We start from the raw sequence: 26,212 nt of genomic DNA on the forward strand, positions 1-26,212 counted from the left end.
AATGATTTAGGTCCTCTGCTGTGCAAAGGAACGACAGAACTATGAGCACATGGATTCTGCTAAAACACTTTTTTTAAAGATTGATAAAACGTATTACCCCATATCGATAGCCAACCAGAGTATTCACCCTAACTAAAGCCTATGACCAGATAAGCCAACCCAGCAAAGATACTAAATTGTTAAAACGGTTTAGTGTTATCCAATATTGATTTCCGCTTCAGCATCCTCAATCAAGAACCATTGATGCTGCGGTAGATTGGCATGCTTAAATGCCCAAAAATTAGTTTACTAACCTAAATACAACAAAATGAAAATTAAACACTTAGTTCTGGCAGGGCTCCCTATGCTCTGTCTAACGGGAATCCAGGCTTACGCCACGACATCAGAGCGGAATATTCCCGGTGTTAATTCCCATGCTTCTTTTTTCTTTCAGGGGGGATCACAAAAAATAATTGTTACAGGAACAGTCCTGGATGAAAAATCACAGCCAGTACCGGGTGTGGGAATAAAAGCACTAAAAACAAATAAATCAACAGTAACAGATGCAGCGGGTAGATTCAGTATAGAAGTAGAAAGTGCTGCTGAACAGCTTTCTTTCAGTTATATCGGTTATACCACACAAACACGTGCTGCAGGATCAGGAACCACTCCTTTGAGCATTAAGCTTGTCCCTGCAGAAGGGGTAAACCTGGATGATGTAGTCGTGGTAGGTTACGGAACAAGAAAAAAATCTGATGTAACCGGAGCAGTAGGATCTGTAAAAGAAGAACAACTTAAGGAGCGCCCGGCAGCTTCTTTAAACCAAGCCTTATCGGGACGTATCTCAGGGGTACAGGTGAATTCCAACTCTGGTCGCCCGGGTGGTCAGACCAATATCAGAATCCGCGGTTTCAGTTCCATCAAAACCACCAATAACCCTTTGTATGTAATTGATGGGGTAATCCTGCCTGTTGGGTCACAAACGCAAAACAGTAATGCGATTGATTTCTTAAACCCAGGTGATATTGCTTCGGTGGAGGTGCTCAAAGATGCCTCTTCTGTAGCCATCTATGGTGCAAGGGGGGCAAACGGGGTAATCCTCGTAACCACCAAAAAAGGTTCCAGCACTGGTGGCAAGATCAGCTATGATGTTGATTTTAGCGTACCTACAATCGGGCCAAAAAGAGTGGAAATGCTCAACGCAAAGGAATTTATTGAGGTAGAAAACCTGGCTTTTGAAAATGCTAAAATCTACGATCCTGAAGGATTTGCTTCTGGAAAGTATGTAGATCCAAGAATCAAAAGAAAAACGTTGCCTTTATTGTTCGATTCTAATGGAAATCCTTTATATGATACAGACTGGTTCAAAGAGGCCACTCAGAATAAGCTTTCTCAAAATCATCAGCTGGGCTTTACCGGTGGTAATACAGAAACTACTTATGGTTTATTCTTAAACTACAGAGATGACAACGGACTATTAAAAAATTCTTATCTGAAACGTTATTCCGGAAGGTTCACCATGGACAGCCAGATTAAAAAATGGATGAAGGTAGGAGGAAGTTTAAGCTATACCAATCAATCCGAAAATCTGGTAGATATTGGTACGGGAGGATTAAACTCGGTAAGGATGATCACAGAGAGTTTTCCTTTTTTACCGGTCAAATATCCTGATGGAACCTGGGCAGATAATCAGAATTATCCCGGTGCAGAGGGAGGATCAAACCCTGTTCATATCCTGACAGATCGTAAATACATCTTACAAACACAGAATACACTGGGAAATGCATATGCGAATATTAATCTTGCTGAAGGCTTAGAATTCCGTAGTGTTTTGGGCGCAAACATTGTTACCCGCGGGCGTTCTGAATACAATGGACGTGGCTTGTATGGAATCTCTTTTGACCAGAAAGGATCCGCTACTTTAGACAATAACAGAGAAACCTATTGGTCATTTGAGAATTATCTGACTTATAACAAACGTTTTGGCGAAGACCATGCCATCACCGGATTATTGGGTTTGTCCTGGCAGGAAACAAATATCTTTGGTTTTGCGGTAGGAGGTGAAAACTTCTCTACAGATTACCTGCAGTATAACAACTTTGGAGCAGCGAGTAAGCCACTTCCAGGAAGTTCAAGAGCAGAACGCTTTGGATTTAACTCTTATTTTGGGCGTTTAAATTATAGCTTTAAAGATAAATACCTGTTTACAGCTACAGGTCGTATGGATGGTTCATCCAAATTCGGATCAAATAATAAATATTCTTTCTTCCCATCAGCTGCAGTAGCGTGGAAAGTTTCAGAAGAAGATTTTATCAAAGGAAGTCCGGTTATTTCTAACCTGAAGCTACGTGCGAGTTATGGTTTAACCGGTAACTCCGAAATTCCGAGTTATTCTTCTTTAGGCGTATTGGGAACTGGTTTTGCCGGCATCTTTAACAATACCCGTTTTGGTGGTGTAGGAACCAACCGTCTTGCTAATCCAAACCTGAAGTGGGAAAAAACAGGGCAATCCGATATCGGTGTGGAATTGGGATTATTCAATAACCGAATCAATATTGAAGCGGATGTATACTACCGTAAAACTACCGATATGCTGTTAGATGCGCCAGTACCACTTACCAGTGGATATAGCTTCATCACCAGAAATATTGGAAGTATGGAAAACAAAGGTTTGGAATTCGCCATTAATACGGTTAATATCAGCACAGAAGATTTTACCTGGAATACCGCATTTAATATTTCCATGAATAGAAATAAAGTGCTTTCCCTTGCTACTCCTGCAGATATTTTTGGCGTTGGAAATCCTGGATTCACCAATGAAACCGGAATCATCCGTGTTGGTGAAGCAGTAGGTTCATTCTGGGGATTAACCCGTTTAGGCACCTGGAGTGAAAGTGAACGGGCTGAAGCTGCAAAATACAACTACAGAGGAAAAACGATATTACCGGGAGACGTTAAATATCTGGATGTGAACGGTGACTATCAGATTAATGATGCGGATCGTATGATTATCGGTAATGGAAGTCCGAAAGCATGGGGATCATTCTCAAATACTTTTAAGTATAAAAACGTGGACCTGACGGTCGAAATTCAATATTCGGCAGGTAATGATGTACTCAATATGACCAAACACTCTGCCGAAGATCGTGTTGGTTTGGCTAATAGTTACAGCTCCGTGCTAAACGCATGGACGCCTCAAAACCAGAATACCCCTATTGCGGCAATCCGTGATACCAGAGCAGGTTATGTAACCAACGTGGATACCCGTTGGGTAGAAGATGGTTCATTCATTCGTGGAAGGAATTTGTTATTGGGATACAATTTCCCTGAAAGCGTTACCAAGAAATTAAAATTAAACAGACTGAGAATTTATACCAGTGTGCAAAATTTCTTCCTGGCGACCAAATTCTCTGGAAATGACCCGGAGGTAACTACTTATTCCAATGCATTTGCACAAGGTCAGACCTTCTTCGATTATCCTAAGCCAACAACATATATGGTCGGCTTAAATGTTGGTTTATAGTTTTGACAGTTGTCTATTTTAATTAAATATATCATGAAATTAAATATAAAATACACAGGTAAAATCCTTCTTATTGCGCTGGTCGTACTTGGAACAGGATGTAAAAAATTCCTTGAGGAAAATGATCCATCAAATTTAACTCCCGAAACTTATTATACCATTCCTGAACATGGAGAGGCTGGTATTGCTGCGGCTTATGCCCAAACCCGCTTTATCGGAAATGGAGCTGGTATTTTTGTGGCCAATTTCTCCATGCTGGAGATGGTTACCGGAACGGCAAGAACAGAAACCGGACAGAATTCGGATCTGAACAACCTCGTAGGCTTGTCTTTTAATGGAGAAAACTTATTGGTGAGAAACTGGTGGGCAGGTTTATACAATGTAATCGCGCAAACCAATCTGGTGATTGAGAAAGTTCCGGGAATCAACCCGATGGATGCAACCAGGAAAGCACAAATCCTTGGTGAAGCCAGGTTCCTTCGTGCATGGGCTTATTTTTACCTGGTGAGATTGTATGGAGATGTACCACTAATTACCGTTCCTCAGACGGCTACGTCGACCGACTTTTATCCAACAAGAGCTGCAACAGAGGCTGTTTATAAGCAAATTACCGACGACTTAGCTGCCGCAGAAGCTGCCGGACTTCCATGGCAGGATGCCAGTGGAAGAGCGAGTAAGGGAGCAGTGAAATCATTGCTGTCTAAAGTGTACCTGACTATGGCTGGTCAGCCATTAAACAAAGGCGCAGCTTATTATAAACTTGCCGCAGATAAATCACGCGAAGTCATTACTGAAGGCGGTTTCAACCTGTTTCCTTCCTATGCTGATCTGCATAGTTTGAGTCAGGAGAACAAAGGAGAGCATATTTTTCAGATTCAGTACCTGGCTTCCGTTACAGGAAATCCAATGCAGCAATTGTTACTACCTAACTTTAAAGACGTTTCTGCTTATAGTGATGAAATGGGAAGTACTGTTCCAACGACTCAATTTTATCAGTCCTATGAAGCGGGTGATTTAAGGGCCAAGGACAGAGAAGGCTTCTTCTACACTTCCTATTATACCGGTGGTGATGGCGCATTGAAACAATTAAATGCCCCCTACATTTTTAAACATTTTGATATCGTAGCAAATGGAACATCTGGTACCAAAGGGACGACACAAAGTGACCTGAACTGGCCACAAATCCGTTATGCTGACGTGCTGTTAATTTATGCGGAAGCTCAGAACCGTGCAGATGGTGCGCCAAATGCAGCGGCATATGATGCCCTGAACAAAATCAGAAAACGTGCTTTATTGCCAGAGCTTTCAGGTCTGGGACAAACACAGTTTGAAGAGGCGGTTTGGCGCGAGCGCTGGCATGAACTATGTTATGAAGGCATCACCTGGTTCGATATGGTGCGCTTAAGAAAAGTGTACAATGAAACCACCAATGGCTTCGATAATTTTGTTGGACATGCATTCCCAGCTAGTCCTTCAACCAAACTGGCAGATAAACACCTGCTTTTCCCATTACCGAGTGTAGAGATTAAAAACAATCCAAACCTCAGACCTCAGAATCCGGGGTATTAATTGTTTGAAATAAAAAAGCCTGCCGGAAAATTTTCCGGCAGGCTTTTTTATTGGCCATAAATCTTAATTATTTTTCTTTTTAACACCTTCCAGCATCTGGTCCAGGGTAGCCCGGTCCAGCACTTCTCCTTTAGCGATTACTGCGTATATTTTTTGTGTGGCACTGATGTTTTTCAGCGGATTTTCGTTCAGCAACAGCAGGTCTGCCTTTTTACCTCTGGTAATGCTTCCATAAGCAGTCTTATTCAGAAAAGCAGGAGAATTGATCACTGATGCCTGTAGTGCCTGAAGCGGGGTTAATCCATATTTTACCAATAGCTCCAGCTCCTGATGTAAACCGATTCCGGGATAGGCATACGAGTTTAAGTAACCGGCATCTGTTCCTGCCATTATTTTTACACCTGCCTTTTGTAACAGGGGAAGGGTCTTTACCGTTTTTTCAAATAGCTGATGCCTGAATTCAATTGCTTCAGCGTCGTCTTGTTCTACCCTTTTTACCCGCCCTTCATACGTCTTTTGTAAGCCTTTTCCAATATATTGCAGATAAGCATCGTTTTTATGGTTGTCTTTTTCGAAATAAGCCAGAATGTAATTCAACGATAAGGTAGGCGTAATATACATACCGTGTTTAGCCATATTTCTATAGGTAGACAATGCTGCGGTTTCATCAAAAGTATCCATCACCTTTTGATTAAAAGCCTTGCCTTTTAACGTACCGGCTGCAACTGCTGCGGAGATTTCTTTTTCCACTTTAGATCCGGCTTTAAGTGCATAGCCAAGATGTTCAACAGAGCTTAAACCCGCCGCTGCAATTTGTTCCATAGTCAGTGAGCTGGGAATGTGTGCGGAAACCTGGTAACCACGTTGACGGGCCATCCTGATGCTCTCTAAAAATAGATCAGGAGCAAGCGTATTGTCGGTGATTTTCACAAAATCAACTTTCATCTTTTTAAGGGAATCCAGTGCCAGTCCGATTTCCCTGGTGTTACCAACCTCTATATCGCCTTTCCAGACTGATTTGTAACCTTCCAGCTTCGGACCAGAGCTAAGAATCGTTGGCCCCTGAAGTTTTCCTGCTGCGATCTCCTCTCTCCATTGCAGTACGCTTGGGCTGATATCTGCTGCGGCATCCCGTACAGTAGTGATTCCATAAGCAAGGTATAACGGCAAGAGGTTTTTATTCTCATCGATGAGCTCTTCGCCTCCGCCAAAGTGCATGTGCATATCCCAAAGTCCGGGGATCACATATTTACCGGAAGCATCCAACGTTTTTAGCGCAGCATATTTAGTCAGCTGGCTTTCAGGGAAAACGGATATGATGGTTCCGCCTTTTATGGCGATTGCTTGTTTAGGAATTATCTTCCCGGTTTTTATATCAATAATTGTAGCCGATTTAATCAAAAGATCTGCCGCTTGCTTTTGTGCAAAAGAAGATTGGGTGAAGAAGAAACCGAGGATCAGAAATAATATTTTTTTCATGATTAGTTATTTTTTTGAAGACGCATTTTCTAATAGCGTGATGATTTCTTTAAAGTTTTGCCGACGTGCATGGGCTAGAGCAGTAACGCCATCCTTATCCGCAATATTGACGTCGCAACCAGCCTCGATCAGCATTTTTATGATTTGTACCTGTTTGCTGTTGCCATCGCTTAAAATCACCGCTTCGAGCAGTGCGGTCCAACCCAGGCGGTTCACATGGTTAATGGGATAAGCTTTGTCTTTCAAGAGTTCTGCAACTACCTCAACATGGCCTTTTTCACAAGCAGGAATAAGTGCGGTGCCATTATACCTGTTAAAAATTTTATAATCTGCACCTGCTTTTAAGCAAAGCCTCACGATATCCAGGTAACCCGAGGCTCCGGCATATAAGAAAGGGCTATTCAATATTTTATCCTGAGCGTTTACACTGGCGCCGGCATTAATCAATAACTTCACCATGGGCAGGTTATTTAAATAGGTAGCAGCCATAAGAGGCGTTTCTCCTTTTTCGTTTCTTACTTCCAGATTCTTCTGACTGGAAATCCATTGTTCAAGTTTGTTTGTGTTTTTTGCTGCGATGATATCGAAGACTCCGGTATTCGTAGGTTCCATGGTTTTTTCTTGTGAACATGCGGTAAAAGTGCATAAGCTGGAGATCAGCAAAGCAACTAAATAGGTAATTCGGTAATTCATATGCAAATGTATATTTCCCCAAAATACCGGAGTAGGACTGTTTAGTACATCAAGGGTACTAATTATTCATTTTTCGGAATTCCTGAGGACTGCTGCTGGTATATTTCCTGAAAAAACGGGAAAAGTAAGAGGTATCGTTAAAGCCAAGGGTATAGGCAATTTCTTTGATGTCGAGTTTCGTAAATGTCAGCATTCTTTTGGCTTCCAATAGAATTCTCTCTCTGATATAATCCCCGGCGGTAATTCCGGATTTTTTCCTGCAAACCTGATTCAGGTAGTTTGCAGTTACACTCATTTCATTGGCGTAAAATGAAACTTCACTGTGGCTGGTATAATGTGTTTCCAAAAGGCCTAGAAAATTATTGATAATGCGATGATCAGGAGCAAATTCCTGTACCTCAAAATTTTCACTATACCATCTTTTGATTAATAAGAGGACCAGTTGTAAACGGGACTGAAGGATATCAATATACAAGTCTTCGGAATCAACCACTTCCTGCTCCATCTTTTCAAGCTCCTGGACCAGGTTTTCGTACTGGGTATCGTTCAGTGGCAGAAAAGGAGAGGCTGATAAATTAAAATAAGGGAAACGCTGACTCCCAGGTAATAAGAATTTCAAAGAAAACATCAATTGATAGCCTGATGTATCTTTTGAAAGTTCCCACTGATGGGCTTGCCCCGGAGCAAGAAAGAATATCATTTTATCCTTTACCTTATGTGCTTTAAAATCTATGGTATGTATGCCGCTTCCTTTTTCAATGAGTAAGATCATATAAAAATCATGCTTATGGGCATGAGGAATAGAAGGCATATTGATCGGCTGATGACGGACGATTTTAAAATCTTCTTTTGTATAGGGAAGATTGAATATTTGTTCAATACCGACAGTTGGTAGCAGCATTTTTAGGTTTCGCAGGGGTTATTATCTAATTAAAGATAATAAATAATTGTATTTGTCTGGTACTCTCATTTTGGAAGAGCTTATAACAAGGCTCCACTTGCGGCTATATTGCTGCTTTTTTGAAGGCAGGTTGGGAGGGCCCAGGAGGGCCTGATAGTCCTGTTAACCTATATTGTTGTCAGATGAAAATTTAATGTAAATCGCAGGCAACTGGCCACTTGTTATAGGGTATTTATTAGTTTTAACAAAACTTATTAGCTATATTGATGTTGTTATTAATAAAGCTGTTAACTTTTATTGTTAAATATTTAATCTATTCAATATGGCAAAAGCATCAAATGGCCCTTTGGGGGCCTTAAACGGAAAATTACGAAACCTGGTTTTTTACATGCTCAACGGGCAACCTGTTGTTCGTACCATTGGCGATCCGGGTAAACCCAGCAGAAATCAACTGGCCAACCGTCAGGCAATGTCGGTGACGATGGGACTGGTAAGCAGCATCACTGATTTTACCAGTGTCAGTTTTGAACTGGAAGCAAAAGGAACAGTCAGAAATGCCCACAATCTGGCCACCTCTTATATCAAAAAGCAGGCTTTAAAAGGGGAATATCCCAATATTTCGGTTGATTATAGTAAGGTGATCCTGAGCAATGGCAGCCTGCCTGGTGCTGCTGATCTGAAAATAGAAAAGAAAGAAAAAGGCGTGTTGCTGAGCTGGGATACTACAGGTAGCGATGATGATATCGTAATGATTTTGCTTTGTCATCCTTTACAAAAAAGGGCCACTTCCTGTATCAATGCAGGTCGCAGAGATGCGGGATCCTATTTTATCGGCTTGCGTGAAGATTACCTGGAGGAACCAATAGAAGCTTATATCTGTTTTCGGGCAGCGGATGGTAAGGCCATCTCCAACAGTGCTTATGTTGGCAACCTGAATGGAGAGATCGAGAGTCCGGAGGAGCGCGCGCAAAATAAGAAGTATCAGCTGATTAAACAGCGCTTTGATGTGGTAGAGTCCGATTATTTACAGCAATTGAAGGATAATTGGGGACAACGGGTAGATAGCAAAGCGTTCCGGAATCTGGAAAAGGAATATGAAGTGCTAAAGAACAAACTGGAGCATCTTCCGGGGAAACCAGGTTGATCTGTTAAAATATTTTTTCATCATCGATAGTACTACCTCCTTAAATATGTGTTTAGGTTATTATACTACTGAACATTTAAGGAAAAATGGAGAAGTCTATCAACAAAACCGGGTTACTACAATTTTTGCAGGGGAACTGTTCAAATAAGGAATCGATTAGGATCAATCAATTCTTAAGGACTTCTGATGGGCAAAATTTAATGAATGAACTGTTAAACGAACGTTTGGAGTTGGCAGCCAGTGAAGAGGTTGATCAGGGAAGACTTTCCAAATGGAAAGAGGAATGGAGTTTGAAATTTCAAGCGGAATCTGAAAACCCTGCGGCAGAAAATGAAACACGCCATGCAGAGGGAAAAAAAACACGGCTAAATGTATTTTTGCGTTATGCTGCTGTCTTTACAGCCTTGATTTTGGGCATTGGAATTTACAGTATTTCAATTAGAAAGAATAAATCTGCTCAGCCCGACGCTCTGGAGTTGGTGCAAAGAAATCCGTTGGGTCGTCATTCCAGCTTTAGCCTGGCGGATGGAACGAAAGTTTATCTCGGTCCAGGCAGTGCGCTATCTTATTCTGCAGATTTCTCCGGAAACAAAAGAGAAGTGATCTTAAAAGGTGAAGCCTATTTTGAAGTAACAAAGAATAGGGAAAAGCCATTCATGATATATACTGAAAATTTAAGAACTCAGGTATTGGGTACAACCTTTAAGGTCAGCTCCTTTCAGGGAAGTCCGATTCTGGTTTCGGTAACCAGTGGTAAAGTAAGGGTAGACCGGCTTGCTGATGGTGAAGCTCAGGAATTAGCAGTTTTGAATCCTGGCGAACAAGTATCCTATAACCAGCATTCCGGAGCACAAAAATCCAGTTTCAATATTGAAAATGTAAAAAACTGGAAGCAGGGGCAACTGATTTTTGATGGTACACCACTTTTGGAACTCACCAACCAAATCAGCAGGTGGTATAATGTATCTATAAACATCAGCTCGGAATCATTAAAGCAAATTCCTATCACAGTAACTCTTGACGGAAATATGCCTGTATATCAATTCCTGGACGGATTAAGTGCTTCGTTTGGATTCAACTATAAAATAAAGGACCAGGTCATTACCATCTATTAACATAAAACCTAAAAGCTATGTAAAAATTCTACACTAAACACAAAAATCGCCCTCCATCTAAGGAGAACGATTTCAAATAGGTCAATAACCAAAAGATTTGGACGTCACATTGGTTATTTAATTAACAGATTCTTTCGGAAATCCGAGAGTAACCTTCTAATTCTATAAAAGTATGCAAAAAGGATTTATTCCTTATCCATCCGTAAGTTTTTTTTTAATTAAAAATGATAGAATCAAGTTTCTAATGAGATTTTCATTTGTTTTAGCGGTGACGACATTAATATTTGTAAGTCTCTTGTCTGCCAGCGAAGGGCATAGTCAGGGCTTAGACCAGGCGATCAGACTTTCTATTAAAAATGCAAGCGTAAAAGAAAGCATACTTGCAATTGAAAAAGAAAGTGGTATCCGCTTTTTAATGAGAGATGACCTCATTAAAGGTTATGAAAAGAAGTTGAATATCTCTTCTCCGAAAATTACCGTCAGACATGCTTTGGAAGAAGTATTATCGGGTACGCCACTTACCTATGTAGAGCTTAATGGCTTTGTATCGGTGGTGACCAGATCGGCTCAGTTCCAGATTACAGGTAAGGTAATTGATGATAAGACGAAAGAATCATTAATTGGGGTATCTGTAAGAATTAAGGGCGCACAGGCTTCTACATTTACCGATAATCAGGGGAACTTTTCTTTGAAAATTCCGGGATATGGGGTAACCCTTCAATTTCAATCTATAGGTTATCAATCGGCAGAACTGCGTGTCGATGATGCCAGATCTGTGCAAAATGTAGGTTTAAAGATTCTGAGTACTGCTCTAAAGGAAGTAACGGTACATGCAAGGAGAAAAGCCAATACAGAAGCTGCAGTGTTGGATGAAAGGAGACTGTCAGGTGTTGTTCAGGACGCTATTTCTGCTCAGCAGATAGAAAGAACAGCAAGTATCACCACTACACAGGCTTTACAGCGTGTGACAGGGGTAACCGTGACCGATGAGAAATTTGTGGCAATCAGGGGACTAGGTGAACGAAGTGTCATCGCACAGCTGAATGGCGTGCGATTGGCATCTTCGGATCCCGACCGCACCTCTATTCCATTGGACCTTGTACCGGCATCATTACTGGATAACATTACGGTATATAAAACCGTAACTCCGGATAAGCCGGCCGATGCAGCATCCGGAATTATCGAATTAAAGACCAAGTCTATTCCTGAGTCCCAGACATTTGAGGTGGTTGCACAATCAGGATACAATTCCAATGTCGGATACAGAGGGAACTACAATAGTTTCTACAACAGTGACATGGGAATCCTTGGAACAAAAATAAACGATAAAAATCTAAGGCCTGATTTCCTGGCACTTTCAGAAAAATATCCTGACGGATTGGGCTCGATCCAGAAAATGATTGCCAATACCAATTATAGTGTAGAAACCCAAAAAGAAGTTAACCGCATTAATTCCATTATGCAGAGCTTCGATCCCGCTTTAAAAACGGGATATAAAAAAGCACCCTTGAATCAATTGTACTCCATGACTTATGGCAATAATTTTAAGGTTTTTAAAAATCATAAAATCGGATTAATACTCGGGGGAAATTATTACCGGCGGATTACCGATACTTATCAGGGAGATTTAACCCAATACAGCATTTATCAGGGCGTGATTACTGGCAATAAGGACGTGTATAGTTTTCGGAATATTCCCAATTATGTGACTCCAAACGGTTTGTATATGGGTAAATATCAGACCTATAAGGAGAATACAGGTGCTGAAATTTTAAACTACGGGGTGCTTGGAGGATTGGCTTACCGCTTCAACGAGCGTCATGAAATCAGTGCTCAATATATGGGGAGTTGGGGTGGCGAAAGTACCGCGACAAATTTAGCGGGTGGATATCAATATTCAGGACTACCGGGAACGGTGTCCAGCGACATCTATTCGATTAAACAATCTTACCGGACCTTAAATATCTTCAACATCCAGGGAGAGCATAAAATTACTAAAGGAGCAAATGCACCACAGCTAAGCTACAATATCGCTTCTTCAAATTCCAGTCAGAATGAACCGGATTATCGTTTTGTAACCCTTGCCAATTATACACCAACTGGTGGTGGCTGGTACATGAGGCCCCAGATTGGGGAGACAAGTATCGGCGGTATAAAAACTTATTCCAAACATTTATATGCACTTAGCTCCGGATATGTAAATGGATTTGGTGCCTATGGGATTATCCAGGCAGAGCCTAACGGACGGAGGTGGCGTAAACTGGAGGAAAAGAATTACAATTATAAAGCTGATTTAAGCATTCCGTTTAACCTCTTCGGACAAAAACAGGAATTTAAAACAGGGGTCAATTACCTCTTCCGGGAAAGAAGCTTTACAGAGAACCATTTGTTGCTGCCGGGTTCAAATTTCACCAAATATGGGGCATTGCCGCTGTATGATGTGGAAGGCGACCTGGACCGTTTGGTGAGCAATGAGGTGATCGGCGTTCATGCTCCCTTGTCTGGACAAGGGGAGGGGATGATGCCGCTTGGAGGCTTTTTATACAACAGCCAGAAATCGCCGAACAATTATAAAGGATACTATGAAACAAATGCGGTATATACCATGCTCGATGTCCGCCTTTCGGAAAAGATCAGACTTGCAGGGGGAGTCCGTTTTGAAATGACCAGTATAGGATCGGTGGTTGATACCTCGAATGTATTTCTGGATCCTGCATTGTCTGCACCTACAGCAGAAGGATCAAAAATTCCGCTGATCCTGGTGGAGCCAAACTCTGTTCACAACGTGAACTATAAACCTTATTATTCCCTGAATCTGAACTATTCACTTCATAAAAACATGAATTTCAGGGCGGCTTTTAACACGACTTTAGCAAGGCCGGAACTGAGAGAAATTACCAATGTTTTTGAATTTGATGCCTTTCAAATGGGACTGGTTATCGGAAATCCAAAGCTGGTAAATCAGCATACGAAAAACCTGGATTTTAGATGGGAATGGTTTCCCAATTCAGGCGAAGTACTGGCTTTCTCCGTATTTGGGAAACAAATCGAGAACCAACTGGTCAGGGTATTCAATTTAAAAACAGATGGGCTGGCGGCTACTTATCCTGAGTTTCCTACAATACAATATCAGAATGATGAGAATACCGGTAAAGTCTGGGGAATAGAGATGGAGATTGTCAAAGACCTGGAGAGAATCTGGTATCCATTGAAAAATTTCTTTGTGGGTTCCAATATGATGCTGGCACGAAGTCTCATCAACAAATCTACAGCGCGTTATAATGCCGGTAAATCTTTAGACAGGCATACGCCCAAAAACAGCCCTTTATTTGAACAAGCGCCTTATTCTATCAATTCCTGGTTAAACTATACCAATAAAAAAACAGGTACCGATCTGACCACTTCTTTCAACATGGTAGGAGAAAGGCTGGTGCAGATTAACCTGACAGGAGAACCGGATTTATACACCCGTCCGGTACCGATGCTGGATTTTGTATTCAGTCAGCGGTTAGCAAAGAAGATTCTCTTTAAGGGCTATGCAAAAAATATCCTGAATCCAAATATCCAGACTGTTTATGCCAATCCGGGAACCGGGGGAAAATGGTACGGCAATGAATACCTGAACCGCAGTTTTAAAAGAGGAATGGAAGTAATGCTTGGTTTTACCTATAATCTATTTTAATCATGTTTCGAGAAGTATACAACAAAGTCAGCAATCAGCATCCTCCAAAATGGTTTTATATAGCTGTGATCAGCTTATTGCTGTCTTACTCCTGTAAGAAAGAAAAGATTAATTTTCAAAGGGATACGGCTATAGAACGCATCACTGAAAATTTATCGGGAACAAGAATTATTGATTTATTTGGCTATGATCATGTGATTGCTAATGGCGACAGCTTAACCAATTTCGTGATCCCGATTCATCCCAGTGATCCTGCTTACAAGGAAAATCACTATAAATTTCCCGGCACCAAATATTTCCCTCAGGATGGCCGTATGGGAAACAGCTGGTGGAGTGTCGAAAATGTAGATGCAAAAGTTGGGGCCATATGGCAGGTTCCTGCCGCTTTGTTTGGCAGTGACCATACCCTGAACCTGACGCTGCAGAATCTTGATTACGGAGGTAATCCCTATGAAATGGCAAACTTCTCTATCGGCCTGGAGAATAATAAGCCTATGGATTATTATGTAGTCAATAGCGCCGTAATGGGAGGAAAGGCGGACTACCTGATGACAGACCGCGATGAAACGGAGCCTAAAAAGGGCTATTTTAAGATTCGTGTAATTAACCTGTCCTTCAAACTTGGGCCGCGTGCTAATTTTAACGGACCATTTGAAGAACATTATGGGAAAATTTCACTGGCCTATGCGGATGGTCGTCCGGTGAGCAATGCCACCAGTAATATTGATCCGCTGAAAAAGGTTTCCGACTATGTGGAAATCCCATATGGGACCTATCAGTTTAAAGTGCTAAACGAAAAAGGAAGAGAAATCGCAGGAGCAACGGGCCATACGCCCAATAGAATTATTGATCCACCGAGCTCATCCATGCCCCGCAGTATTTTCGATCCTTCGTACATTGTCTACGCCCCGATACAAACTTATCAGCCTGGCGGGGTGTATACCATCGTGGTCAATCCATTTGGTTGTGAATTTTTCAAAAATGAACTGAATTATACCGATTTTAAATATCAAAATTCCTTCAAAATTATCATTGATAAAAAACCAGAGGTCAACCAATCTTTCGCCCGGGTACAGGCGGTAAATGCTTTGCCGGAACAAACGGTCAGTTTCCGCCTGAATGGCCAGACACTTACTGAAAACTTAAAGTATGCGGCAGCAAGCGCTTATCAGACAAAATCAACAGGTAAAAATCAAATTGAAGCGGTAGATCAGACTGGAAAAGTGCTGGCACAAATGGAACGAACGCTTGATCCGGGAATGAATTATACCGTATGGCTTTATCCGACACCCGAGGGGCCGGCTAAAATAGTCGTTACCAATAACGATCTGAGTGGAGTCCTTCATGCCGGGACTGCTGAAGAAGATGCTTCGTATGATTACCGGTATTTTGCCATGCCATTCAGTAAACGCTTCCTGAACCTTTGTCCCGATGTTCCTTATCTGACAATAACGGCAAAAAACGGGCAGGTTTTAGGCGATAAAAAAGACAATCCCGCGGTCTATAACCTCCGACCGGGGCAGGCACCTGAGCGCTTTCCTTATACTTGGGGAGACTGGTCAAGCAGGGAATATGAAATTCTTGCTTACCGGTCTACCCCTCAGGTAACGCCGGGAGTATGGGCGAGTGACATCAAAATCCTGACCAATGAAAACTTCATTGCCCGGAAAGAATTGTACACTTCGGGTTCCAAGACCATCCCCTTTCATGAACCGGGCATCTATAGCGTTGCCCTGATCGGAAGAACGGGGAATCAGGTTCCGGAGGCATTTAAAGCAAAAATGATCGTGGTTAAGCATAACCTCTGACAAGAAACCACGAACCTGGGAGGACCATTAACCAAGGCCCGATATCAACGAACCTAAACCACAACTGATGAAAAAAATAAGAGTAAATTATCTGATCATTTTATTGTTTTGCCTAAGTGCTTGTGGCAAGATCGAATACACTAAAATGGAATCCCCGGCTTATCTCAGGGTATTCAATAATTTTACCTACAACCTGACGGTAGAAAATAAAAATGAGCAATTTCCGATTTTCACCATGCTCATTGAGCCTAAATTTGATGGGAGCGGGACGGTCACAGGCGCGGAAGTTATCGGAGATTTTCTGGACAAAAGAGACTACTATGCTCCACCTTATCCTTCCCATATCGGGAATAGTACTTCTGTGTTTAACCCGGAGTATCCGGGAAAAGAAAATGTACTTGTAGGCCCGATACTGAATGGATTTGATTTAAGCAGCTGGGCACAGGTGCCTTCAGGAAAAAGAAGGGTGATGTTTGTTTACCGCCCCAAAAGTGAAGTCCCCTTTTTGCAATTGCCTAAGCAGTTGAGGAGCAAGGTGCTGGTTGATACCGTTTTGAACCTGGAGAAAGGAGAAGTCTTTACCCTGCACCTGCTACAGAAAGATTTTAATACCCGTGAGAATGGGATGATTCTGAGGCAGGAGCAATTTCATAAAATACCTTTATCAGATTCCCTGGTTTACGTCAATATCTATAACATGAGTTCCAAAGGATTCTGGAATGCAAACGCAGGGTTTAAAGATAAATTTGAGCGGATGGGGATGTTGAATTTCGGGATTAAAGATGTGATGAACGTCTATTATTCGCTGGTAAATTATGACCAGGGACAAGGGCAATGGTTTGACCGGGCGGTCAATGGACATAATAAAGCTTTTATGGGCACCATCCACCGGGATACCGAGTCCAGTAAGGTGCATCCTTATTTTAGTTTTCCGGTCTTCGCGGATGCAGGAAGCAATAACATCTCCACTAAAATCTGGCAGCGCTTCTTTTTCCTGCCTCCGGGAAACTCTTTGGAGAACTACCTGCACTACGAGCTTTATAATGACAATGAAGGGAGTTTTGCGATCGTCAATTGCTTTGAAAACGGGCTGGTAAGGCCATTTGCGGACTGGGGAGGCGCAGCAATGTTACCCAATCTATTGGTAAATGTGCACTCAGGAACCCATAACCCACAGACGTTTGGAACAGTAAATACCTTGGAAATCGTAAATGGAAAAGTTTTCTTAACCACAATACAGCGAAAATATGCACCCCCTGTATATTAAAACACGAAATGATGATGAAACAATATAGCTTAAAATTTATGGTTTTTCTGCTCCTGGTGTTGAACCTGGCCTGTAAACATGAAAGGGTAGTCCTTTTTGCACCCAATCTTAACTTAAGGCCCGCAGGAGAATTTATCAACAACAATTATGAGTTCAAACTATTTAATGCTGCCCTGAAAATCACTGGATTATCGGAAATACTTAACGGTCAGGGGCCATTCACCGTTTTTGCACCAAGCGATCTGGCATTTAACAATATGGGCATCAGGACGCCCGCTGATTTTCAGAAAATGAACCTGGACAGCCTGCGGGATGTGATGAAATATCATATCGTTACGCAAAGAATGAGCAGTATGGATGTGGCTAAGAAAACAGTAGACAATCCGTTCAACACGCTGTTAGGCCATCCGGTCTTATTAAGCCTTGGCAACGATACCGATTATGATTTTTATATCAATGGTTCCAGGATCACCAGAAAAGACATTGACCTCGCTAATGGGATATTAAACACAGTGGATAAGGTGATTAAATACCAGCCTGTTACGGTTAAAAAGTACCTGGAGAGCCAGGAGAGATACGGTATTTTCGTTGCCGCCTTAAAAAAATTCGGTTTGCTGGATCAGTTGGATACGGAAGGACCATGGACGGTACTTGCCCTACCGAACTCCGCATTTGAGCAGCAGAACATCAGTAAAGAAGACATTGAAAAATTAAATCCGGCTTCTTTTAAAAAGCGGCTTTTTGGCACTTACATTTTCAAGCTTCAATTTTTCCGTTCCGATCTGCTCATTTTAACGAAAAGCGGAGGTTCAGGAGAATATGATCCTTCCGGTGCTGCTGTGCGTGTTCCGATACCGGGAGATGAAGAATATAGTCATGGGATGGCAGGCTATAACCTGTTTGTCATTAAAACGGACTATGGGAATTATCCGATTGTCAGGGAAACCACAACAGGGCCCGCCGACAGGATTGATTTATTATTTAAGAATGGGATTATACATGAAGCCGGAGAGCTGGTCATCTATCCCGAAGAGGCATTAATCAGACCCTAAACACGATTTAAAACATTTAATATGAAACTACATTTACTGGTAATTTCAATGATGGTGCTGCTTTTATCTTCCTGTTCAAAAAAGGAATTTATGCCGGCACCAGAGGGGGAGAATATCCCGTATCATGAAACTAAAAAGACAATTCAGGAGAACCTCGAAAGTTCTGCCTATACCTGTTTTTATACGGCATGGAGAAAAAGCAATATGGATAAAATCCTGAAAACCTTAAATCCTAAGATCGCCGTTACTGTTTTTGTTCCGGACAATAAAGCATTTGAAGCTTTGGGATACAATATTGCGACCATTAACAGGACACCGGCCGCTGTTTTAGATAGCTTATTGCTGTTCCATACGGCTAAAAATCAGGTGTTACCGGAAACGCTGGATCCACAATCGGCAAATTACCTCTTCATGAGCTTGCTGGAAAATAAAAATTACATTGAACGGTATGGGATGATGAATGGGGAATTTCGTTATTACCTCTATCGCCATTACTTTAATATAGAAAATAATAAAGTGCTGGTTAACGGTAAAGTATCTGGCAATGCCGCAGACATCATGATCGGGACCAATGGTACACTGATTCCGATCGATAAAGTGCTGAACAGACCCGTCAAGGACATCAGGCAGACGCTCCAGGAAGATGGAAGATTCGGTTTGTACCTGAGTATTCTGGAGCATGATGACCAGTTTTATACCGAAATCTCGGGTTTTCCGGGCAATCAGCTAGACCGGTTTTTTAATAAAGAACCTTATGTCAGCTTTTCTTCTGTTTTTGCACCCACGGATGAAGCTTTTCATAAGGCAGGGATACATTCGCTGGCTGATGTTCAAAAATTAAACAGCCGGAGTGTTCCCTACATCCTGGAGGATTATTTTACAGTATCTAATTATTTGCCTGTGGATTCCATATTAAACAACCATTTCTGGCAATACAATGGGATATACGTACAAAATATGGACCTATCCTATAACAGCAGATACATTTCGCCGGAACCGAATCCGATTTGCTTCTTTTCAAATGACCTTAAAAATGAAATTCTTGGTTCTTATGTCACCTTGTATAATAGTGAGCGTTCCCGTGTGATTCATTTAAATAACCTGGATTTTATCAGGAACGGGACTACCCTTAAGGTCAGGGTTAAGGGCTCAGATGCAGAACCGGCCACTGTGATCGCCTCTGATATCCAAACTTTTAATGGAACCATTCATGTAGTAGACCGCCTGTTGCTTCCTAAAGGGTTTAAAATTTAACCTGTTTTATTCAAGATCTCATGATTAAAAGAAAAGAATTATTTGCGATTTTACTGACAGGAATCTGTTTGCAATCTTGTATAAAAGAAGCTGATTTTATCAGCCCGGTAGATTACAATACGCTTGGTTATAAAATATCAGACAATTTCAATTTATCGCTGTTTAGTGCCGCACTGAGCAGGAGCAGCAATGATAAAAAATTATTGGAGCCTGGTCCCTTCACTGTTTTAGCGCCATCGAACCTTGCTTTTCAGAACTTTGGTTATTCCACCACTACCGCAGTAAAGACGGAAAGCCTGACCAGGATGAGCAAAATTGCCACCTACCATATTCTAGAAGGTAAGTTTGAGCTGGACAAGCTTCCCTACTTATTCAATCAGCAGATCGAATCCCTGGGCGGGAAATTATTTGTCACGCATTGGATTAAAGGTACCGATACGGTAATCACGATAAATGGGGCGAAGCTGATCCTAAATAATATTCCGGGATCGAATGGATTGATTCAGGTAATCGATAAGGTGCTGGAGCCTTATCAGTTTGACGAACTCAATGATGCGATCGCCTCAGAAAATTCCATCACTTTATTTTCTCATGCGCTTCGCAAAACAGGTTTGACCAGCCTTCTTCAGAAAAATGGATCATATACTGTTTTCGCACCTTCCAATGCAGCAATGGCAGCGATCGGCTTCCGGAGTATCCAGGATGTCAATAATGCGCAAACCAAAGTGCTGGAAGATCTGATCAACTACCACATCGTCGCTGACCGGAAATTCGTGTACGACTATATTTTAACTGCAGGAAAGTCCAATTCCAGTAAGCAAACCATGCTGAACGGTTACAGTGTGAACGTTAACCTGATGAGCACTGCGCAGGATCCCCCAGGAGTTTTCAGTAAGATCAGCTTGCAGGGCCCTGGAAATACGGTTCCGGTGCTGGTTGACCGGGCAGATCTGCTCAGCGGAAATGGCGTATTGCACATTATTAACGGCGTATTTAAAATTATCAGATAATGATTCAGAAACGAACTTATTCCTCATTATACCTAATGAGTTTTACCACAGTTATTTTTATGATCGTATTATTTACCCTTTCCTGTAAAAAAGACAAAGAACTGAAAGGGGAACAAATACCTTTTAAAGTGGATAGTTATTATCCAAACAGTGGCAATGAAGGAACACTGGTTACGATTTTAGGAACCGGATTTGACACCAAAGCTGAAAATATTTCCATCACTTTTTCCGGTCAGCAAGCAGATGTTATTGCAGTTCATGAGGACAAGATCATCGTGAGGGCACCTAAGGAAGGCAAGTCGGGAATGATACAGATGAAGAGCGGGTCCAATCATTCAGATGTCGGATCGTATAAATACCAGCAGCTGAGCTTAAAGGAAATTTTCCCTACCAATGGTTCCGCAGGGTCACACATCAGAATAATGGGCGAAGGATTTAGCAGCATCAGTAGTCCTGCAGCAGTGTTAATCAACGGAAAAGAAGCCATCGTCGTGAGCGTAAGTGATACGGTGCTGGTGGTAGAAGTTCCTGAAAATGCAGGAACCGGCCCGGTTCAGGTCAAAGTAAATGGATTTGAATCTACAGGTCCTGTGTTTCATTATCAAACGATAACGGCCATTAGACCATTAACAGGAGGTAAGGGGACCCGTGTAACCATTACCGGATCAGGATTTGCGGCGGAGATTGCCGGAAATACTATAGATTTTAATGGAAAACCAGCAGCCGTTATTTCTGCGAAAGAAAATGAGATCGTGGTGATTGCGCCAGAGGGAGTGGAATCGGGGCCAGTTTCTTTAACCATCAATAAGCAAAGAACATCAGGTCCAGATTTTACCGTAGTTCCTTTACCAACGATTGAATTTGTCAGTCCGCTGAGTGGGCCGGGCGGAATAGAGATGGTGATTAAAGGATTGACTTTTAGTCCTGAAAAGGAAGAGAATAAAGTATCGATCAATGGGGTAATCGTACCGCTAACCTCCGCAACAAACAACGAGCTAAAACTAATTATTCCGGGCAATACAGGTAGTGGCGAGATCAGGGTATCTGTCAATGATCAGGAAGTGACCGGACCAAAATTCTTCGACCAGAGCCTGGGAATAAAAAGCATGACTCCCGATAATGGCCTTTCAGGAACGGAGGTTACGCTTACCGGAACAGGCTTTAGCAGTAATCCTTCGGGAAACATCGTAACATTTAATAACGTCGCAGCAACAATACTCTCAGCCACAGAAACAAAAATAACTGTTAAAGCTCCGGCGAATGTACTGACTGGAAACCTGAAAGTAAAGGTGGGTAACCTGGAGGCTACTGCTCCGAAGCCATTCAGAAGGGCCGGAGTGCTCACCCTGGTTGGTGGTCCTGGAAGTACCAATGTCGACCTTTCCACCAATGGTAGTATTGTCGTAGATGCCTCAGGAAATGTTTTTGCCATAGAAAACACCAAAAACAGGGTGCTTAAAATATCTGCTTCCGGACAGGTTTCTGTTTTTGCAGGGAGTTCAGGCGGACAGTCCGGTTTGCAAAACGGAATGGGAACAGAAGCCCGCTTCAGGTTTGAGAATTTTGGCTCCCTTACCATCGATAAAAACCAGAACTTATATGTAGCGGATTATGGAAATCAGCTGATCAGAAAAATAAGTCCTCAGGGATTAGTTTCTACTTTCATGACGGGTGTAGGGAATGTTTTTGCCATGACTACCGATGCTGCAGGAAATATCTATGCCATGAGGGGCACCCAGAATGCCATGAGGATGACGCCGCAGGGAGGTTTATCTTCTCTAAATGTTTCTTCCAGAAATTATACGCATCGTCCGGCCTTTGATCAGGAGGGTAATTTATATATGAGTCCTGATGATTTTGAGGTCTATATCAGTAAATATCCTTATCGGGCTGATGGAACGATACCTCAGCCTCCTGTAAAACATTGGGCCGGAAATCCTGCTGAAACCGGTTATGCTGACGGGATAGGAAGGCAGGTTAAGTTTACCTGGCTGAGGGGGATGCAGGTGGCAGATCAAAAGCTCTTCATTCTGGATTCTGATAATGCATTCAATATCTCGATTCGTCAGGCAAATCTGCAAACCGGAGAAGTGGTTACGGTGATGAAATCGGTAAGGGGTTATCAGGATGGAAACCTTGATGTGGCCAGGTTCATATCACTCCAGGATCTGGCCATCGATAAGGAGGGAGTCCTCTATATACTTGATAACTGGAATAACGCCATCAGAAAAGTGTATATAAAATAACAACCTACATATAAAGGATTTTCTCCATTGATTTTGACAAAAAATCAATGGGCCGGGGATCCCCTTGTCCAAAATTTTAGAATGAATACTTATAAACCATAAAACAACATGAAAATTAATTTAATCAGAGATCACCTGTTCAGGGGGATGATCCGAAGCTGTTTTTTGCTTGTCCTTCTTGGGGTTTGTCAGCAGGAAGTGCAGGCAGGTCCCCATGCACACCGGACAAAATTCGTGCAGCAAAACATAAAGGGAAAGGTGACCGACGCGCAGGGATTGCCTGTAGTTGGTGCAACAGTGAATATCAAAGGCTCGAAAGTATATGCCATCACCGATAAAGATGGTACTTACAGCATCCAGGCATCCGATAATTCCACACTTATTATACGTTCTATCGGTTTTATCACTCAGGAAATTCTGGTAGGCACCAGAACTATCATAAATACCACGCTGATTGAAGAAGTTGGTAAATTGGGCGAAGTGGTGGTTACCGGTTATCAGACGGTAAAGAAAAGACAGTTTACCGGAGCTTCCACTACCATCAAAGCTGCGGATGCCAAGCGGGAAGGGATCACTGATGTCAGCAGGATGCTCGAAGGGCAGGTGGCCGGAGTATCTGTTCAAAACGTTTCGGGAACATTCGGTGCTGCACCTAAAATCAGGATCCGGGGTGCTACTTCCATCAGCGGAGATAACAAGCCATTGTGGGTGGTAGATGGAATCATCCTGGAGGATGTGGTGAATGTGTCCAATGAGCAATTATCTACTGGAGACCCCTCCACTTTAGTCGGGTCCTCAGTTGCAGGCCTCAATCCGGATGACATTGAGAGCTTTGAAATCCTTAAAGATGCTGCGGCAACCTCATTATATGGTGCAAGGGCAATGAATGGTGTAATTGTCATTACGACAAAAAAAGGTAAGGTCGGCAGCTCAAAAGTTTCCTATACCGGAAATCTTTCTACCTACTTAAAGCCTTCCTACGACCAGTTTAACATCATGAACTCCTATGATCAGGTTTCCATGTATGCAGAGATGGAACGTAAGGGCTGGTTAAATTTCGGCGCAACATCCAGGTTCGCCAATGGCGGGATTTATGTAAAGATGGCCGATTTAATTAATCAATATGATGAATCTAATGGCCAGTTTGGACTTAAAAATGATGCTTTAAGCAGAAGGTCTTTTTTAGAAAGATACGCGAACGCAAATACGAACTGGTTTGACGTGCTTTTTAAAAATTCCATGATGCAGGAACATGCGGTGAGTGTATCTAATGGTACGGATAAGGCCCAGCTCTATATATCGACGAGTTATTTGAAAGATAATGGATGGACAGTTGGAGATGAGGTAGAGCGGTTTACCGGAAACGTGAGGGCTACCTTTACCCCTAACGACAAGCTCAGTTATGGGATCATTACGCAGGGATCAGTCCGGAATCAACGTGCACCGGGAAGTTTGGGAAGAGTGAGTGATCCTGTGTCCGGACAGTTTAACCGTGATTTCGATATCAATCCTTTTAGCTATGCAATGAATACCAGCCGCGCGTTAACGGCCTTTGACGAAAATGGGAACCGGGAATATTTCAGAAGAAACTTTGCTCCTTTCAACATTCTGAACGAGTTGGAAAACAACAGCATTAACCTTAATTTTTTGGATTTTAAGGTTCAAGGGGATTTGAAATATAACCTGCTAAAGAACCTTAAGTATGCTTTTGAAGGTGCCTATCGGTATGCGAAAACCAACCAGGAGCACAGCATTACTGAAAACTCAAATATGCCGATGGCCTATCGTGCTGATGGTGATGCCACCATTCGTGCGGCCAATAAGTTTTTATACAGAGATCCCGAAAATCCGGAAGCTGAACCGATTGTGGTATTGCCTTATGGAGGGTTCTACAATACCAATGATACTTATTTGAAAAGTTATAACCTTCGAAATTCCCTTGAATTTAATGAGCGTTTTAATGACATCCATCAGCTAAGGGTTTATGGTTTTTCTGAATTGAGGTATGCGGACAGGCAGTTTAAAAACTTTAGCGGATATGGTTATCAGTTTGATAAAGGCGGAGTTCCTTATTTAGACCCCAATTTTGTAAAGATGATCGTGGAAGGTAATTCCAACTATTACGGGATGGAGCGCAGACAAGACCGCTTTCTGGCCTATGGATTGAATGCAGGGTACACGTATAAGGATCGGTACAATGTAGCGGGAACACTCCGGTACGATGGTTCCAACCTGATGGGAAAAACAAGAACTGCACGTTGGCTTCCCACCTGGAACATTAGCGGGTCATGGAATATTGATGGGGAGTCGTTTTTTCAGAAACAAAGCTTCCTGACCCGTGCCACTTTAAGGGCCAGTTATGGTCTTACTGCGAGCAGCGGTCCGGCAACAAATTCCAGCGTTGTGTTGTTGAATGCCGCAACAAATCGTCCTTATTTAAGTGAGCGGGAATCGGCGATCAATATCATGAACCTGGAGAATTCCGAGCTGACCTGGGAAAAGCTCTACAAAACAAATATCGGATTTGATGTCAGCATGGCTAATAATGTGGTCACCCTGGGGGTGGATTATTACAACCATAAAAGCTATGACCTGATTGGTTTAATCCGCAATGGCGGTGTTGGTGGGGAAGCGGTGAAGGTGGCCAATTATGCAGACATGGATGCCCATGGAGTTGAATTTACATTGGGAACGAAAATATTGGACCACGGTGCTTTGAAATGGAATGCGCAGCTAAATTTCGGATATAATAAATCTGTCATCACCAATCTGAGAAACGAACCAAATATCTGGTCTTTAATCGGGCCTGATGGAGGTGCTAAAGAAGGCTATCCGCAAAGAGGATTGTTTTCTTTAAAATATGAAGGTTTAAATAAGGAAACAGGTGTGCCGAGATTTTTAAATGAAGACGGCAAGGTATCCGATGCGGTTTACCTGCAAAGTTTGAAAACCAGCAATCTGGTTTATGAAGGATCGATCGACCCTAAGGTCACAGGAGGTTTTTTCAATAACATCAGTTATAAAGATTTTAAGCTGTCTGTCCTGATGACTTTCAGTGCCGGAAATGTGATCCGTCTAAATCCGGCTTTCAGCAGTAGTTATTCTGAATTGAATGCCACGCCGGAAGAGTTTATAAACAGATGGATATTATATGGGGATGATGCCAGCCCTTCGGTTTTAGACAAGAGAGGCGAAAGTCAGCTGATCAATTCCTTTCCTTATAACAATTACAACTATTCTACAGAACGTGTAGCGAAGGGGGATTTTATCAGGCTGAAGCAGCTGAACCTTTCCTATAATCTCCCGGCAAAGCTGAGCTCAAAATTAAAGCTGTCTAACTGTTCCTTGAGTCTGGTGGCGAACAACCTGTGGTTAATTTATTCAGATAAGGCGCTGAATGGTCAGGATCCGGAGTTCTTTAGCTCAGGAGGGGTAGCGATGCCTATTCCTAAGCAGTTTACATTATCCTTAAAAGTCGGACTATAAAAAT

At 42.2% G+C, this 26,212-nt stretch carries 15 protein-coding genes; 12 read left to right on the forward strand and 3 right to left on the reverse strand.

Features of this window, described 5'->3' with window-relative positions:
• The first annotated feature begins 307 nt into the window (after positions 1-307).
• Complete coding sequence (locus BFS30_RS08690) at positions 308-3,502, forward strand: SusC/RagA family TonB-linked outer membrane protein (protein WP_069378920.1); 3,195 nt, start codon at positions 308-310, stop codon at positions 3,500-3,502.
• Between the two features lie 33 nt (positions 3,503-3,535).
• Positions 3,536-5,071: a RagB/SusD family nutrient uptake outer membrane protein gene (locus BFS30_RS08695; RefSeq protein ID WP_069378921.1), complete on the forward strand. Its 1,536-nt coding sequence runs from the start codon at positions 3,536-3,538 to the stop codon at positions 5,069-5,071.
• A 63-nt stretch (positions 5,072-5,134) separates the two neighbouring features.
• Here the strand turns inward: BFS30_RS08695 and BFS30_RS08700 are convergent, their stop codons facing one another.
• Genes BFS30_RS08700 through BFS30_RS08710 form a run of 3 tightly spaced genes read right to left on the reverse strand, consistent with a single transcriptional unit; the run spans position 5,135 to position 8,144 of the window.
• Positions 5,135-6,550, reverse strand: a complete 1,416-nt coding sequence (locus tag BFS30_RS08700) for an amidohydrolase family protein (protein WP_069378922.1) — start codon at positions 6,548-6,550, stop codon at positions 5,135-5,137.
• A gap of 6 nt (positions 6,551-6,556) precedes the next feature.
• Complete coding sequence (locus BFS30_RS08705; RefSeq protein WP_069378923.1) at positions 6,557-7,243, reverse strand: ankyrin repeat domain-containing protein; 687 nt, start codon at positions 7,241-7,243, stop codon at positions 6,557-6,559.
• Positions 7,244-7,301: 58 nt separating this feature from the next.
• Positions 7,302-8,144 (reverse strand): helix-turn-helix domain-containing protein, encoded by an 843-nt coding sequence (locus BFS30_RS08710; protein ID WP_069378924.1) that lies wholly within the window; start codon positions 8,142-8,144, stop codon positions 7,302-7,304.
• A 322-nt stretch (positions 8,145-8,466) separates the two neighbouring features.
• Here BFS30_RS08710 and BFS30_RS08715 point away from each other — a divergent pair, with 322 nt between their 5' ends.
• From BFS30_RS08715 to BFS30_RS08760, 10 genes are all read left to right on the forward strand, one after another.
• A complete protein-coding gene (locus tag BFS30_RS08715) occupies positions 8,467-9,288 on the forward strand; it encodes a DUF6266 family protein (protein WP_069378925.1) in 822 nt (273 codons plus the stop codon).
• 200 nt (positions 9,289-9,488) lie between these two features.
• A complete protein-coding gene (locus BFS30_RS08720) occupies positions 9,489-10,403 on the forward strand; it encodes a FecR family protein (protein ID WP_167353135.1) in 915 nt (304 codons plus the stop codon).
• 244 nt (positions 10,404-10,647) lie between these two features.
• Positions 10,648-14,085, forward strand: a complete 3,438-nt coding sequence (locus BFS30_RS08725; RefSeq protein ID WP_157262892.1) for a TonB-dependent receptor — start codon at positions 10,648-10,650, stop codon at positions 14,083-14,085.
• A gap of 2 nt (positions 14,086-14,087) precedes the next feature.
• Complete coding sequence (locus BFS30_RS08730) at positions 14,088-15,893, forward strand: DUF4397 domain-containing protein (RefSeq protein WP_069378928.1); 1,806 nt, start codon at positions 14,088-14,090, stop codon at positions 15,891-15,893.
• Between the two features lie 67 nt (positions 15,894-15,960).
• Complete coding sequence (locus BFS30_RS08735; RefSeq protein ID WP_069378929.1) at positions 15,961-17,160, forward strand: hypothetical protein; 1,200 nt, start codon at positions 15,961-15,963, stop codon at positions 17,158-17,160.
• An 8-nt stretch (positions 17,161-17,168) separates the two neighbouring features.
• Entirely contained in the window at positions 17,169-18,212 is a 1,044-nt protein-coding gene (locus tag BFS30_RS08740) for a fasciclin domain-containing protein (protein ID WP_083251996.1), read from the forward strand.
• 21 nt (positions 18,213-18,233) lie between these two features.
• A complete protein-coding gene (locus tag BFS30_RS08745) occupies positions 18,234-19,466 on the forward strand; it encodes a fasciclin domain-containing protein (RefSeq protein WP_069378931.1) in 1,233 nt (410 codons plus the stop codon).
• Positions 19,467-19,486: 20 nt separating this feature from the next.
• Entirely contained in the window at positions 19,487-20,476 is a 990-nt protein-coding gene (locus tag BFS30_RS08750; RefSeq protein WP_069378932.1) for a fasciclin domain-containing protein, read from the forward strand.
• On the forward strand, positions 20,476-22,722 hold the full coding sequence (locus tag BFS30_RS08755; RefSeq protein ID WP_069378933.1) for an IPT/TIG domain-containing protein: 2,247 nt from the start codon (positions 20,476-20,478) through the stop codon (positions 22,720-22,722). The genes BFS30_RS08750 and BFS30_RS08755 overlap by 1 nt, the downstream gene beginning before the upstream one ends.
• A gap of 108 nt (positions 22,723-22,830) precedes the next feature.
• A complete protein-coding gene (locus tag BFS30_RS08760; RefSeq protein WP_069378934.1) occupies positions 22,831-26,208 on the forward strand; it encodes a SusC/RagA family TonB-linked outer membrane protein in 3,378 nt (1,125 codons plus the stop codon).
• Positions 26,209-26,212: the final 4 nt, after the last annotated feature.

Origin of the sequence: Pedobacter steynii (assembly GCF_001721645.1) — a bacterium.
In the GTDB taxonomy this organism is placed as follows: domain Bacteria; phylum Bacteroidota; class Bacteroidia; order Sphingobacteriales; family Sphingobacteriaceae; genus Pedobacter; species Pedobacter steynii_A.